Source organism: Streptomyces sediminimaris (genome assembly GCF_047049295.1).
Classification (GTDB): domain Bacteria; phylum Actinomycetota; class Actinomycetes; order Streptomycetales; family Streptomycetaceae; genus Streptomyces; species Streptomyces sediminimaris.
Map to the genome: position 1 here is coordinate 5,972,689 of NZ_JBJWOT010000001.1, position 12,956 is coordinate 5,985,644.

A 12,956-nucleotide genomic window follows, 5' to 3' on the forward strand; every position below is an offset into this window, starting at 1 on the left:
AGTCGTCCCGTCCGTCTCCAACACATCGGTAGAGAGTGGCGAGCACACGGTGGACGTGCAGAAGAAGCTCGACGAGATCGTCGCGGCGGTCTCCAGCGCCCGGTCGATGCCCATGTCGGCGTCGTGCGTGGTCAACCGCGCGGAGCTGCTCGCCCAGCTCGAAGAGGTCCGTGCGGCGCTGCCCGGCTCGCTCGCGCAGGCCCAGGAGCTGATCGGCGACCGTGAGCAGATGGTCGAGCAGGCCCGCCAGGAGGCCGAGCGGATCATCCAGACCGCGCACGCCGAGCGCGGCTCGCTGATCTCCGACACCGAGATCGCCCGCCGCTCGCAGAACGAGGCCGACCGGATCCTCGCCGAGGCCCGCAAGGAGGCCGAGGAGATCCGCGCCGAGGCCGACGACTACGTCGACTCCAAGCTCGCCAACTTCGAGGTGGTCCTCACCAAGACCCTCGGCTCCGTCGGCCGCGGCCGCGAGAAGCTCCTCGGCACCGGTCCGGGCCTCGACGAGCAGGGCTACGAGGACGAGGACGCCCCCGAGCGCAGCCACGACCCGGAGACCCTGCGCAAGGACGCCGACGCCTACGTGGACGTCAAGCTCGGCGCCTTCGAGGCGGTGCTCGCCAAGACCCTGGAGGCCGTCGGCCGCGGCCGCCAGAAGCTGCACGGCCGGATCGCCACCGACGACCTCGGCGCCCTCGCCGACGACGCCACGTCCTTCCAGCACTCCAGCGACGCCGACTACCTGGCCGACCTCACGGCCCTCGCCGAGCAGGACGCCGCGTCGGCCGCGGCCGAGCAGCAGCAGCCCGCCCAGCAGCAGGACTACGCCCAGCCGCAGCCGGCCTACGGCTACCAGCAGCAGCCCGACCCCTACGCCGGCGCCTACCAGCAGCAGGGCTACGGGCAGCAGGACGCCTACGGCTACCAGCAGGCCGACCCCTACGCCTCCGGCTACGCTCCGGCGGAAGGCGCCCCCTTCCAGGGCTACGACGCCCAGCAGGCCGCCTACGACCCGCACCAGGCGCAGCAGCACCAGGCGCAGCAGCACCAGGGGCACCAGCAGCAGTCGTACGCCCTCGACGAGACCAGTCTCTTCGACACCGGCATGATCACGCCCGAGCAGCTGCGGGCCTACGAACAGGGGCGCGGCCAGTAAGGGACCCGCGGATTGGGCCGTGAGCGGAAGGACCGGTATCCTGGCTCTTCGGTCGCGCGTGCGCTTCGCTGACTGCGCATACGCCCGCGATCAACGCTGCCCGGGAACACCGAGGGCGGCGTCCCTCTGAGCTCGGATCGAAAGCAGGAATGGCTCCCAACGCTCGCCTCGACCACCGCAACCCCCTCGTGTTCGACACCCACGAGCTGGGCCGGCGTCCCGGTGCGCTGCAGAGGCTGTCCCGCACCGTGGACGCTCCCAAGGACCTCGGTCTGCAGGGAGTCGTCGGAGTGCCGGAAGGCGCCCCGGTGGAGCTCGAACTCCGGCTCGAGTCGGTCATGGAAGGGGTGCTTGTCACAGGCACCGCCCGTGCACAGGCCGAGGGGGAGTGCGTAAGGTGTCTGGAGCCGCTTCAGCTGGACGTCGAAGCGGAATTCCAGGAGATGTTCTCGTACCCTGACGCCGACGATCGGGGCCGCCCCAGGGCGGAGCCGACCGACGACGCCGAGGAAGACGAGGACAGGCTTTTCCTCGAGGACGGCCTGTTCGACCTCGAGCCCGTGCTGCGCGATGCGGTGGTGCTCGCACTGCCGATGCAGCCGGTGTGCCAGGACGACTGCCAGGGCCTGTGCTCCGAGTGCGGAGCCCGGCTCGCGGACGACCCGGACCACCACCACGACGCCGTCGACATCCGTTGGGCGGCACTGCAGGGACTCGCCGGTTCACTCGAAGACGGCGAGAAGGACGAGATGAGCGGCGCTGACGCGGAAGCGGGCGTCGACGAGAAGCAGGAGAAGTAGCCGTGGCTGTTCCGAAGCGGAAGATGTCGCGCAGCAACACGCGCCACCGCCGGTCGCAGTGGAAGGCTGCGGTCCCCACCCTGGTTGCGTGTGAGCGCTGCCACGAGCCCAAGCAGCAGCACATCGCGTGCCCGTCTTGCGGCACCTACAACAAGCGCCAGGTCCTCGAGGTCTGAGCGGCTGGTGAGAGGCACCGTGTCCACTGCCAAGAAGGCGGATGACGCCAAGGCGGACCCACCCGCCAAGAAGAAAGCGGACAACACGGCCTCGTCCCACACGCTTCTGGAAGGGCGGCTCGGGTACAAGCTCGAGTCCGCCCTTCTGGTGCGTGCGCTGACCCACCGTTCGTACGCGTACGAGAACGGCGGTCTGCCGACCAACGAGCGGCTGGAGTTCCTCGGGGACTCCGTGCTGGGTCTCGTGGTGACGGACACGCTGTACACCACCCACCCCGATCTGCCCGAGGGCCAGCTGGCCAAGCTGCGGGCCGCGGTGGTGAACTCGCGTGCGCTGGCGGAGGTCGGCCGCGGGCTCGACCTGGGCGCCTTCATCCGGCTCGGCCGTGGTGAAGAGGGCACAGGCGGCCGGGACAAGGCGTCCATCCTCGCCGACACCCTGGAAGCGGTGATCGGCGCGGTCTATCTCGATCAGGGCCTCGACGCGGCCTCCGAACTGGTGCACCGCCTGTTCGACCCGCTGATCGAGAAGTCCTCGAACCTCGGAGCCGGCCTGGACTGGAAGACCAGTCTCCAGGAGCTCACCGCGACCGAGGGGCTCGGCGTGCCCGAGTACCTGGTCACCGAGACCGGCCCCGATCACGAGAAGACCTTCACTGCTGCCGCCCGCGTCGGAGGCGTCTCGTACGGCACCGGCACCGGCCGCAGCAAGAAGGAGGCGGAGCAGCAGGCCGCCGAGTCCGCCTGGCGGTCCATCCGGGCCGCGGCGGACGAACGCGCCGAGAAGGAGGCGGCCGAGAAGGCCGCCGCCGAGAACGGCGAAGGCCCGGCGTCCGTCTCCGTCTGACACGTCTGACACAGCGTCCGCCGCCCCGGCGGGGTCCCTGTCCGACGTGCAGCGCACCCTGAGCGCCCGTCCCCGCCGTGGGGCGGGCGCTCGGATCGTCCACAACCCGGAACGGGGTCGTCATGCCCGAGTTGCCCGAGGTCGAGGTCGTCCGGCGCGGCCTGGAGCGGTGGGTCGCCCACCGTGTCGTCGCGGACACCGAGGTGCTGCACCCGCGCGCCGTGCGCCGTCACATCGCCGGCGCCGACGACTTCGCGCACCGCCTCAAGGGCCACCGCGTCGGCGTCCCGAGCCGCCGCGGCAAGTACCTGTGGCTGCCCCTGGAGGACACCCGCCAGTCGGTCCTGGCACACCTCGGCATGAGCGGCCAGCTCCTGGTCCAGCCCGTCACGGCCCCCGCGGAGAAACACCTGCGCATCCGCATCCGCTTCGCCGACACGCTCACATCAGCCGCTACCGCGGCGGGCGCCACGGAGCTCCGCTTCGTCGACCAACGCACCTTCGGCGGCCTGTCGTTGCACGACAACACCCCCGAGGGCCTGCCCGACGTCATCGCGCACATCGCCCGCGACCCGCTCGACCCGCTGTTCGACGACGAGGCCTTCCACCAGGCGCTGCGCCGCAAGCGCACCACCATCAAACGGGCCCTGCTGGACCAGTCGTTGATCAGCGGGGTCGGCAACATCTACGCGGACGAGGCGCTGTGGCGCGCCCGCGTCCACTACGAGCGCCCGACGGCCGGCTTCACCCGTCCGCGTACGGCCGAACTCCTCGGCCACGTACGGGACGTGATGAACGCGGCGCTCGCCGTCGGCGGCACCAGCTTCGACAGCCTCTACGTCAACGTCAACGGGGAGTCGGGCTACTTCGACCGGTCCCTGGACGCGTACGGCCGCGAGGGCCTGCCGTGCAGGAGGTGCGCCACGCCGATGCGCCGCCGCCCGTGGATGAACCGCTCCAGCTACTTCTGCCCGAAGTGTCAGAGGGCGCCGCGGGCCGTGTCGTAGCGCTCCCGCGCGGCGAGGACGTCGTCCATGCGGCCCTCGACCAGGTGGACGAGGCCGAGGAGCCGCTCGGCGACCTCGCGGCCGAGCGGGGTCAGCTCGTAGTCCACGCGGGGCGGGTTCGTCGGCTGGGCCTCGCGGAGCACCAGGCCGTCGCGCTCCAGGGCGTGCAGGGTCTGCGACAGCATCTTCTCGCTCACGCCGTCGACGCGCCGGCGCAGCTCGTTGAAGCGCAGCGAGCCCTCCTGCAGGGCGCAGAGGGTGAGCGTGCCCCAGCGGCCCGTCACGTGCTCCAGCGTGCCGCGCGAGGGACATGCCTTGGCGAACACGTTGTACGGGAGGTCGTCGGTCTCCCTGAGCTCCTGCGTGGTGTCCATTCCTGAAGCGTACTCGAACGCAGCGCTAACCGGCAGGTTGCACTAACTAGAAGTTAGTGCTTTCCTTTTCTCACCTCCGGCGAGCTGCTCATATCGGCTCGCCGTACGGCGCACCTGCCTTTCACGCGCCCGCTTTCCCCTTCCTCGTCCCAGCCTCACCCCAGGAGTACGCATCGTGACCACCCCTGTTGTCTCCATCGCCTACCACTCCGGTTTCGGCCACACCGCCGTCCTGGCCGAGGCCGTCCGTGCCGGTGCCGCCGAGGCGGGTGCCGAGGTGCACCTGATCAGGGTGGACGAGATCACCGACGAGCAGTGGACGCTGCTGGACGGCTCGGACGCCATCGTCTTCGGCTCGCCGACGTACATGGGCACGGCGTCCGGCGCCTTCCACGTCTTCGCCGAGGCGTCCTCGAAGCGCTGGTTCGGGCAGGACTGGAAGGACAAGCTCGCGGCCGGCTTCACCAACTCCGGTTCCAAGAGCGGCGACAAGCTGCACACCCTGCAGTTCTTCCAGATCCTCGCCGGACAGCACGGCATGCACTGGGTCAACCTCGGCCTGCACCCCGGCTGGAACAACAGCGAGGGCTCGGAGCACGACCTCAACCGCCTCGGCGTCTTCGCCGGCGCAGCCGCCTCCACCAACGTCGACGAGGGCCCGGACGCCGTCCACAAGGCGGACATCCAGACCGCCGAGCACCTGGGCCGCCGGGTGACGCGGACGGCCCGGCAGCTCCTCCTGGGCCGCGCGGCCTGAGCCCCGAGACCACGGACGCCGGCGGCGCGTACGCGCCGCGGCACCGCCATGGCGCGCGTCGTCCGACGGTGGGACCTGCCACTCGGCGGGCCATGGCGGTCCTCTGCGCTCGGCCGTACGCGCATACGGCTGGACAGCGGAGCTGGGTGGCCGGACCATCGTGCTCATGATTCTCGTCGTGCCCGCGGCCCTGGTGCTGCTGGGGTTCCTCGCCTTCGGCCTGCTCAGCGACCGACGCACGCGACGTCGTGGGGGCAGGAGCCGGGACAGCCGCAGCATGGAGGTCGACGCGCGGGAGATCCGGCGCGACCTGCGTGCCTGGAAGCGCGGTTCCCTCGGCAGCAGCGGAGCGGACATCTCCTGGATGAAGGCCCGCAGGCGCTGAGGCGAACCTCTCGCGCGGCTGCCGCGGGCCTGGCCACTCTCCCGCGCATCGCCCGGTGAGGTCGGCGAAGCGACGCCCGCGGCCTGCCCGGTTCGGCCTCCCTACCGCGCCGGGCACACTAGGGTCGCGGGTATGAGGGTCCGTCACAAGGTTCGCGCGGTGCTGCTGGACGACGGTCGACTGGTGTTCCTGCGCCGGGGGTGGCCGGGCGGCTCGCCCTACTGCACGACGGTCGGTGGAGGCGTCGAAGCCTGCGACGCCGACCTCGAAGCGGCCCTGCGACGCGAGGTCATGGAGGAGATCGGTGCCACGATCGGCGCTGCCACCGAGTTCCTGACCTTGACCGAGCCGGGCGAGAAGGTCACCGTGGTGCAGCACTACTTCCGTGCCGAGGTGCTCGACATGGATCCCAGCCGTCGTAGCGGTCCCGAGCTGGACGACCCCGACACAGGCGACTTCTGTGCGGTCTGGGTCGCGCGGGACGCGTCCGCCGTGGCGGCGCTCGAACTCCACCCACCCGAACTCGCCGGCTACCTCTGCGAGCATGCCGAGACCTGGGGCGCCTGAGAGACGGCACGATGCGACAGCGCCGGTGAGCGCACCCCTTCCCGCGGGCGCCCCCGCCCGGCGGGGACTCGACGATCTCGTCCTGCGGACGGGCGCGCGCGGAAAGCGTACGGGGTCTGCCTGCGGAGGCGCCTCGGCGGGTGTCCGGAGTGCGGAGCCGCGTGGCTGGGCCGGGGTGAGGACTTGAGTGGCCGGTGGCCGGTGGCCGGAGTGAGGACTTGCGCGGGCGGGGCCGGCGACCGCCCGCGCGGCAGCGTCCTCGCCGGGCAGCGCGGCCCGCCGGGCCCGGCCGGGTCCGTGAGTGAGCTGCGGCTGTCTCAGTAGCCGAAGTCCTGCGTCCACCAAGGGCCGCCCGACCCGAAGTGGACACCGACGCCGAGGGTCTTGAAGTCGCAGTTCAGTATGTTCGCCCGGTGGCCGGGGCTGTTCATCCACGCCTCCATCACCGCGGCCGCGTCGGCCTGGCCCCGGGCTATGTTCTCGCCGCCGAGGTCGGTGATGCCGAGCTGGGCGGCCCGGTCCCACGGGGTGGCGCCGCTGGGGTCGGTGTGGTCGAAGAAGTTCTGCGTGGCCATGGCCTCGCTGAAGGTCTCGGCCAGCTTCGTCAGCGTGCTGTTGGCGGACACCGCGCTGCAGCCGACCTTGGCCCGCTCGTCGTTGACCAGCTTGAGCACCTCCGCCTCCGCGGCGGCCTCCGCGGAGACCGCCACCGGGGCGGCGGTCTGCTGGTGCGGCTTCCGCTCCTTCTGCGAAGGCGTGGTCTTCGGCTTCTTGCCGGGCGTGGTCTTCGGCTTCTTCGTCGGCGCCTCGGTCGGCGCCGCCGCCGAGGCGGACGGACTCGGCGAGGAGGGCGAGGCCGAGCGGTCGGCGTCGCGGCTCGTGGCGGAGCCCTGGTCGCGGCCCTGCGTTCCGTCCTGAGTCCCGCCCTGCTCGCGGCCCTCGACGCTGCCGGAGGTGCCGCCCTGCTCGGCCGCGGAGTTGGTCGGCGTGCTCGCGGCCTGCACCTTGTCGCCGCCGCTGCCGCCGCCACCGAGCTTGTAGTTGTCGAGGCCGGGCACCGCCCCCGTGGCGACCGCGACCGTGCCGATGGCGACGGCGGCGGAGACCCCGAGCAGACCGGAGCGCACCGGCGTCACGGCCTTCTTCTTGCGGCGCGACCCGCCCCGCCCGGAACCCTTGCCGCGCGAGATCCCGTGCTCGGGGAAGACCGTCGCGAAGTCCTCCTCCGAGGCGAAGAGGTACGCGGCACTCCGCGCCTCGGCCGCGGCGTAGTCCTCGGAGCGCAGATACGGGGCGATGCCCATGGTGGGCTGCCCGTCGCCGACGTTGCTCCGCGGGCCGGCGTACGTCTCCGTATCGGCGTACGTGTCCGGGCCGGCGTACGTCTCCAGGCCGGTGTAGACGTCAGGGCCAGGGGAGGCGTCCGGACCGGCGGAGGGATCCACGCCGGCGGAGGCGTCCGGCCCCGCATAGACACCCGGACCCGCGTAGACATCCGGCTTCGCGTAGACACCCGGACGCGCATAGCCGTCGTCCGGACCCCCGTGGAGGTCTCGACCCGCGTAGACATCCGAACCGGCGAGGTCCCCCGCCGGTTCGTAGCTGTACGAGTACTTCCGGGGGTCGTAGCCGCTCGTGTACGAGCCGTCCCTTTCAGTGACCCCCGTGGCGCGTCCCGTGGCGGCGCGGCCGGCGGCTGAGCGTCGGTGGCGTCCCATGTTCTGGCCTTCCTCGTCCTGCGGCCGACCCGCGGCATAAGATCTTGCGAGTGACCGAACTCACTCCAACGGGTGAGTTTCATATGAGATTCATTGGGTGGGGACGGTACCGCATGGCGCCAGGGGAGGAAGTGTCCAGAGAGACATTGGCCGGTTAGGTTGCACCCATGAGCGAGGATGTGCGACTGGTCGCCTGGGTGCGGGGACGTGTCCAAGGTGTGGGTTTTCGCTGGTTCACGCGGGCCAAGGCCCTCGAGCTCGGCGGCCTGAGTGGTTTTGCTCTCAATTTGGGCGACGGACGGGTCCAGGTGGTCGCCGAGGGCTCCCGGGAGTGCTGCGAAGGTCTTCTCGACTGGCTCCAGGGCGACGACACGCCCGGCCAGGTCGACGGTGTCACCGAGATCTGGGACACACCCCGCGGCGGCTACGACGGCTTCGCCATCCGCTGAGCCGCTTCTGTAAAGCGGCCCAGGCCACGGCGGGCGAACCTGCCAACTACGCGTGCCGGAGGCAGATATTGCCTGGTGGTTGCCAAGGAGCGCTCGCCGTGGCAGGCTCCGCCCTCAAGAGTGATCGCCACGCCCTGAGGGCCCCGCAGGAGTCGCAGTGCAGCCGCTTCCAGGCCGCGCACCCCGGGTTGCCCGCCAATACGGGGCGTGATCGTGTTGACCGTCAAACTTTTTGGTGAGACGCTGAAAGCACCCCGCGCACCTAGCTGTTTGGCATGGATGAACGGCAGCAAGAACTCAAGAGTGTCAAGCACCGCGGGTGCGAATCCCTCACGACCCACACCGCTTCGGTCGGTCACTCATTGTGGAGGACCATCCATCATGGCAAAGGCGCTTCTCGGTTACGTCGGCGGCTCCGACCCTCGACTCCTCGCCGAGATGCGACGGCTCCAGCAGCGAGTCCAGGACCTGGAATCCGAGCTCGTACGGATCCAGGCCGAGAACGACGCGCTCACGGCTGCCGCTTCTCACGACAGGATCATGGAGAGCATCGACGCACACCAGGCGGAGCCTGCGCTCACCTGATCACTGCATCGAACCACGACAGCAGTGGTTGGGCCGCCCGTGTCAACCGCTGAGTTGTCAGAGTTTGCAAGGGACGCTTCGGCGTCCCTTCTTTCTTTCCCCGCGCATCCTTTCACCCTCTACAACGTCTGGTGTGCCCTGCATGTTCATGCGTGAAACCGCCGGGTGCCCCGCGGTCGTCGTGCGGGATGGCGGCGGAAGGTAGAGTCCGGCGGCGTGCACCTCAAGGCCCTGACCCTCCGGGGGTTCAAGTCGTTCGCCTCGGCGACCACGCTCCGGTTCGAGCCGGGGATCACGTGTGTCGTGGGGCCGAACGGCTCGGGCAAGTCCAATGTGGTGGACGCGCTGAGCTGGGTCATGGGCGAGCAGGGCGCCAAGTCGCTGCGCGGCGGCAAGATGGAGGACGTCATCTTCGCTGGCACCACCGGCCGCCCTCCGCTGGGCCGCGCCGAGGTGTCCCTGACCATCGACAACTCCGACGGCGCCCTGCCCATCGAGTACGCCGAGGTCACCATCACGCGGATCATGTTCCGCAACGGCGGCAGCGAGTACCAGATCAACGGTGACACCTGCAGGCTGCTCGACATCCAGGAACTGCTGTCCGACTCCGGTATCGGCCGCGAGATGCACGTCATCGTCGGCCAGGGCCAGCTCGACTCCGTGCTGCACGCCGACCCCATGGGCCGCCGCGCCTTCATCGAGGAGGCCGCGGGTGTCCTCAAGCACCGCAAGCGCAAGGAGAAGGCGCTCCGCAAGCTCGACGCGATGCAGGCCAATCTCGCGCGTGTCCAGGACCTGACCGACGAACTGCGCAGACAGCTCAAGCCCCTCGGCCGCCAGGCCGCGGTCGCCCGCCGGGCCGCCGTCATCCAGGCCGACCTCCGCGACGCCCGCCTCCGCCTCCTCGCCGACGATCTCGTACGGCTGCGGGAGGCGCTCAGGACCGAGGTCGCGGACGAGGCGGCTCTCAAGGAGCGCAAGGAAGCCGCCGAGCAGGAGCTGCGCCGGGCCCAGCAGCGCGAGGCGCAGCTGGAGGACGAGGTGCGGCAGCTCACGCCGCGCCTGCAGCGCGCCCAGCAGACCTGGTACGAACTCTCGCAGCTGGCCGAGCGGGTGCGCGGCACGATCTCGCTGGCCGACGCGCGCGTGAAGAGCGCGACGTCGGTGCCGCCCGAGGAGCGGCGCGGCCGCGACCCCGAGGACATGGAGCGCGAGGCCGCCCGCATCCGGGAGCAGGAGGCCGAACTCGAGGCGGCCCTGGAGGCGGCCGAGCACGCCCTGGAGGACACGGTCGCGCACCGGGCCGAGCTGGAGCGCGAACTCGCGCACGAGGAACGGCGCCTGAAGGACGTCGCCCGCGCCATCGCCGATCGCCGTGAGGGCCTGGCCCGGCTGAACGGTCAGGTCAACGCGGCCCGTTCGCGCGCCGCCTCCGCACAGGCCGAGATCGACCGGCTGGCCGCAGCGCGCGACGAGGCGCAGGAGCGGGCCGTCGCCGCCCAGGAGGAGTACGAGGCACTCAAGGCCGAGGTCGACGGCCTCGACGCCGACGACGCGGAACTCGGCGAGCGGCACGAGGCGGCGAAACGGCAACTGGCCGACGCGGAGGCCACGCTGACGGCGGCCCGTGAGGCGGCCACCGCGGCGGAGCGCAGGCGCGCCGCGACCCAGGCCCGGCACGAGGCGCTGGCCCTCGGCCTGCGCCGCAAGGACGGCACCGGGGCACTGCTCGGCGCGAAGGAGCGCCTCAGCGGACTGCTGGGCCCGGTGGCCGAGCTGCTCACGGTCACGCCCGGCCATGAGGTCCCGCTGGCCGCGGCCTTCGGCGCGGCGGCGGACGCGCTGGCGGTCAGCTCACCGTCGGCCGCTGCAGAAGCGATCCGCCTCCTGCGCAAGCAGGACGCCGGCCGCGCGTCCCTGCTGCTGGCGGGAGCGCCGGAGGACCCCGGCACGGCAGCCCGCCTCGGGGGAGCCGGCCTCAGGGGGGAGGGGAACGGCGCGAGCGGCCACGGCGCATCCCTCAATCACGACGCACCCCTCGGTCACACCGCTCCCTCAAGTCACCTCGAAACCCTCGGTCACGAGGCCCCCTCCAGTCACCCTGAACCCCTCAGTCACGCCGCCCCATCCAGCCACCCCGAACCCCTCAGCCACGCCACCCCATCCAGCCACCCCGAACCCCTCAGCCACGCCACCCCCTCCAGCCACTCCCAATCCTCTGGCCACGACAAACCCACCGCCCGCCGACACCCTCACGCGGCGGATTTCGTCCGCGCCCCCTCCGACCTCATGCCCGCCATCCGCCGGCTGCTGCACGACATCGTCGTGGTCGGCACCCTTGAGGACGCCGAGGACCTCGTCCACAGCCACCCCCACCTGACCGCAGTCACCGCCGAGGGCGACCTCCTCGGCGCCCACTTCGCCCACGGCGGCTCCGCGGGCGCGCCCACTCTGCTGGAGGTGCAGGCCTCCGTGGACGAGGCCGCCGCCGAGCTGGAGGAGCTGGCGGTGCGGTGCGAGGAGCTGGCCGAGGCGCAGCGCGCGGCGGGGGAGCGGCGGGGCGAGTGCGCCGCGCTGGTGGAAGACGTCGGCGAGCGGCGCAGGGCCGCCGACCGGGAGAAGTCGGCCGTCGCCCAGCAACTCGGACGGCTGGCGGGCCAGGCACGGGGCGCGGCCGGCGAGGCGGAGCGTTCCGCCGCGGCCGCCGCGCGGGCGCAGGAGGCGCTGGACAAGGCGCTCCAGGACGTGGAGGAGCTGGCCGAACGGCTCGCCGTCGCCGAGGAGACGCCGGTCGAGGAGGAGCCCGACACCTCGGTCCGGGACCGGCTCGCGGCCGACGGCGCCAACGCCCGCCAGACCGAGATGGAGGCCCGCCTCCAGGTCCGTACGCACGAGGAACGGGTCAAGGGACTGGCCGGGCGGGCCGATTCGCTGGACCGGGCCGCCCGCGCGGAACGCGAGGCACGCGCGCGTGCCGAGCAGCGGCGGGCGCGCCTCAGGCACGAGGCGGCCGTGGCGGAGGCGGTCGCCTCCGGCGCGCGCCAGCTGCTCGCGCACGTCGAGGTCTCCGTCGCCCGGGCCGACGCGGAGCGCACCGCGGCCGACGCCGCCAAGGCCCGCCGCGAGCAGGAGCTGACCGCGGCCCGCGGCGCGGGCCGCGACCTCAAGGCCGAGCTCGACAAGCTGACCGACTCCGTCCACCGCGGTGAGGTGCTCGGCGCCGAGAAGCGGATGCGGATCGAGCAGCTGGAGACCAAGGCGCTGGAGGAGCTCGGGGTGGAACCGGCGGGGCTGGTGACCGAGTACGGGCCGCACCAGCTCGTGCCGCCCTCACCGCCGGCCGAGGGCGAGGAGCTGCCGGAGGACCCGGAGCACCCGCGCAACCGGCCGAAGCCCTTCGTACGGGGCGAGCAGGAGAAGCGGCTCAGGGCCGCCGAGCGGGCGTACCAGCAGCTGGGCAAGGTCAACCCGCTGGCCCTGGAGGAGTTCGCCGCGCTGGAGGAGCGCCACAAGTTCCTCAGTGAGCAGCTGGAGGACCTGAAGAAGACCCGCGCCGATCTGCTCCAGGTCGTCAAGGAGGTCGACGAGCGGGTCGAGCAGGTCTTCACCGAGGCCTACCGGGACACGGCCCGGGAGTTCGAGGGGGTCTTCGGCCGGCTGTTCCCCGGCGGCGAGGGCCGGCTGATCCTGACGGATCCCGACAACATGCTCACCACCGGTGTCGACGTCGAGGCCCGTCCGCCGGGCAAGAAGGTCAAGCGCCTGTCGCTGCTCTCGGGCGGCGAGCGCTCGCTCACGGCCGTCGCGCTGCTGGTGTCGATCTTCAAGGCCCGGCCGAGCCCCTTCTACGTCATGGACGAGGTCGAGGCCGCCCTCGACGACACCAACCTGCAGCGGCTGATCCGCATCATGCAGGAGCTGCAGGAAGCCTCGCAGCTGATCGTGATCACGCACCAGAAGCGGACCATGGAGGTCGCCGACGCGCTGTACGGCGTCTCCATGCAGGGCGACGGTGTGTCCAAGGTCATTTCGCAGCGGCTTCACTGACAGTTACTTCAAGAAATGAACACAATGAGTGGTGCGTCGTCTGAAAGCTCATAGACAACTGCCTATTGACTTCGAAACTTGAAGGCAT

General features: G+C 71.2%; 13 protein-coding genes. 11 read left to right on the forward strand and 2 right to left on the reverse strand.

From position 1 onward, the window contains the following. Positions 1-49: 49 nt before the first annotated feature. The 5 genes from ACJ9NR_RS27810 to mutM all read left to right on the forward strand — a co-directional run bounded on the left by ACJ9NR_RS27810 (position 50) and on the right by mutM (position 3,986). Positions 50-1,156 carry a F0F1 ATP synthase subunit B gene (locus ACJ9NR_RS27810; protein WP_412492233.1) on the forward strand — a complete coding sequence of 369 codons (1,107 nt, stop codon included), beginning with the start codon at positions 50-52 and terminating at the stop codon, positions 1,154-1,156. 149 nt (positions 1,157-1,305) lie between these two features. Then, complete coding sequence (locus ACJ9NR_RS27815) at positions 1,306-1,956, forward strand: YceD family protein (RefSeq protein ID WP_412492232.1); 651 nt, start codon at positions 1,306-1,308, stop codon at positions 1,954-1,956. Positions 1,957-1,958: 2 nt separating this feature from the next. Further along, complete coding sequence (rpmF, locus tag ACJ9NR_RS27820) at positions 1,959-2,132, forward strand: 50S ribosomal protein L32 (protein ID WP_003951102.1); 174 nt, start codon at positions 1,959-1,961, stop codon at positions 2,130-2,132. Positions 2,133-2,139: 7 nt separating this feature from the next. After that, a complete protein-coding gene (gene rnc, locus ACJ9NR_RS27825; protein WP_412492231.1) occupies positions 2,140-2,979 on the forward strand; it encodes a ribonuclease III in 840 nt (279 codons plus the stop codon). A gap of 122 nt (positions 2,980-3,101) precedes the next feature. Next, positions 3,102-3,986, forward strand: a complete 885-nt coding sequence (mutM, locus tag ACJ9NR_RS27830; protein WP_412492230.1) for a bifunctional DNA-formamidopyrimidine glycosylase/DNA-(apurinic or apyrimidinic site) lyase — start codon at positions 3,102-3,104, stop codon at positions 3,984-3,986. Here the strand turns inward: mutM and ACJ9NR_RS27835 are convergent. After that, entirely contained in the window at positions 3,959-4,360 is a 402-nt protein-coding gene (locus ACJ9NR_RS27835) for a winged helix-turn-helix transcriptional regulator (RefSeq protein WP_412492229.1), read from the reverse strand. The two genes, mutM and ACJ9NR_RS27835, sit on opposite strands and share 28 nt — an antisense overlap. Positions 4,361-4,535: 175 nt before the next feature. Between ACJ9NR_RS27835 and ACJ9NR_RS27840 the strand changes: the two genes are divergently transcribed. The 3 genes from ACJ9NR_RS27840 to ACJ9NR_RS27850 all read left to right on the forward strand — a co-directional run bounded on the left by ACJ9NR_RS27840 (position 4,536) and on the right by ACJ9NR_RS27850 (position 6,069). Further along, positions 4,536-5,117, forward strand: a complete 582-nt coding sequence (locus ACJ9NR_RS27840) for a flavodoxin family protein (RefSeq protein ID WP_412492228.1) — start codon at positions 4,536-4,538, stop codon at positions 5,115-5,117. A gap of 166 nt (positions 5,118-5,283) precedes the next feature. Further along, positions 5,284-5,502, forward strand: coding sequence for a hypothetical protein (locus tag ACJ9NR_RS27845; protein WP_412492227.1), 219 nt, complete (start codon positions 5,284-5,286; stop codon positions 5,500-5,502). Between the two features lie 132 nt (positions 5,503-5,634). Next, entirely contained in the window at positions 5,635-6,069 is a 435-nt protein-coding gene (locus ACJ9NR_RS27850) for an NUDIX domain-containing protein (RefSeq protein WP_412492226.1), read from the forward strand. Between the two features lie 317 nt (positions 6,070-6,386). On the opposite strand, the gene ACJ9NR_RS27855 is transcribed toward ACJ9NR_RS27850, so the two are convergent. Further along, entirely contained in the window at positions 6,387-7,787 is a 1,401-nt protein-coding gene (locus tag ACJ9NR_RS27855; protein ID WP_412492225.1) for a CAP domain-containing protein, read from the reverse strand. A gap of 167 nt (positions 7,788-7,954) precedes the next feature. Here ACJ9NR_RS27855 and ACJ9NR_RS27860 point away from each other — a divergent pair, with 167 nt between their 5' ends. From ACJ9NR_RS27860 to ACJ9NR_RS27870, 3 genes are all read left to right on the forward strand, one after another. Continuing rightward, entirely contained in the window at positions 7,955-8,236 is a 282-nt protein-coding gene (locus ACJ9NR_RS27860) for an acylphosphatase (protein ID WP_412492224.1), read from the forward strand. A 381-nt stretch (positions 8,237-8,617) separates the two neighbouring features. Continuing rightward, entirely contained in the window at positions 8,618-8,821 is a 204-nt protein-coding gene (locus ACJ9NR_RS27865) for a hypothetical protein (protein WP_058922942.1), read from the forward strand. A gap of 216 nt (positions 8,822-9,037) precedes the next feature. Continuing rightward, on the forward strand, positions 9,038-12,868 hold the full coding sequence (locus ACJ9NR_RS27870) for an AAA family ATPase (RefSeq protein ID WP_412492223.1): 3,831 nt from the start codon (positions 9,038-9,040) through the stop codon (positions 12,866-12,868). Positions 12,869-12,956 lie beyond the last annotated feature (88 nt).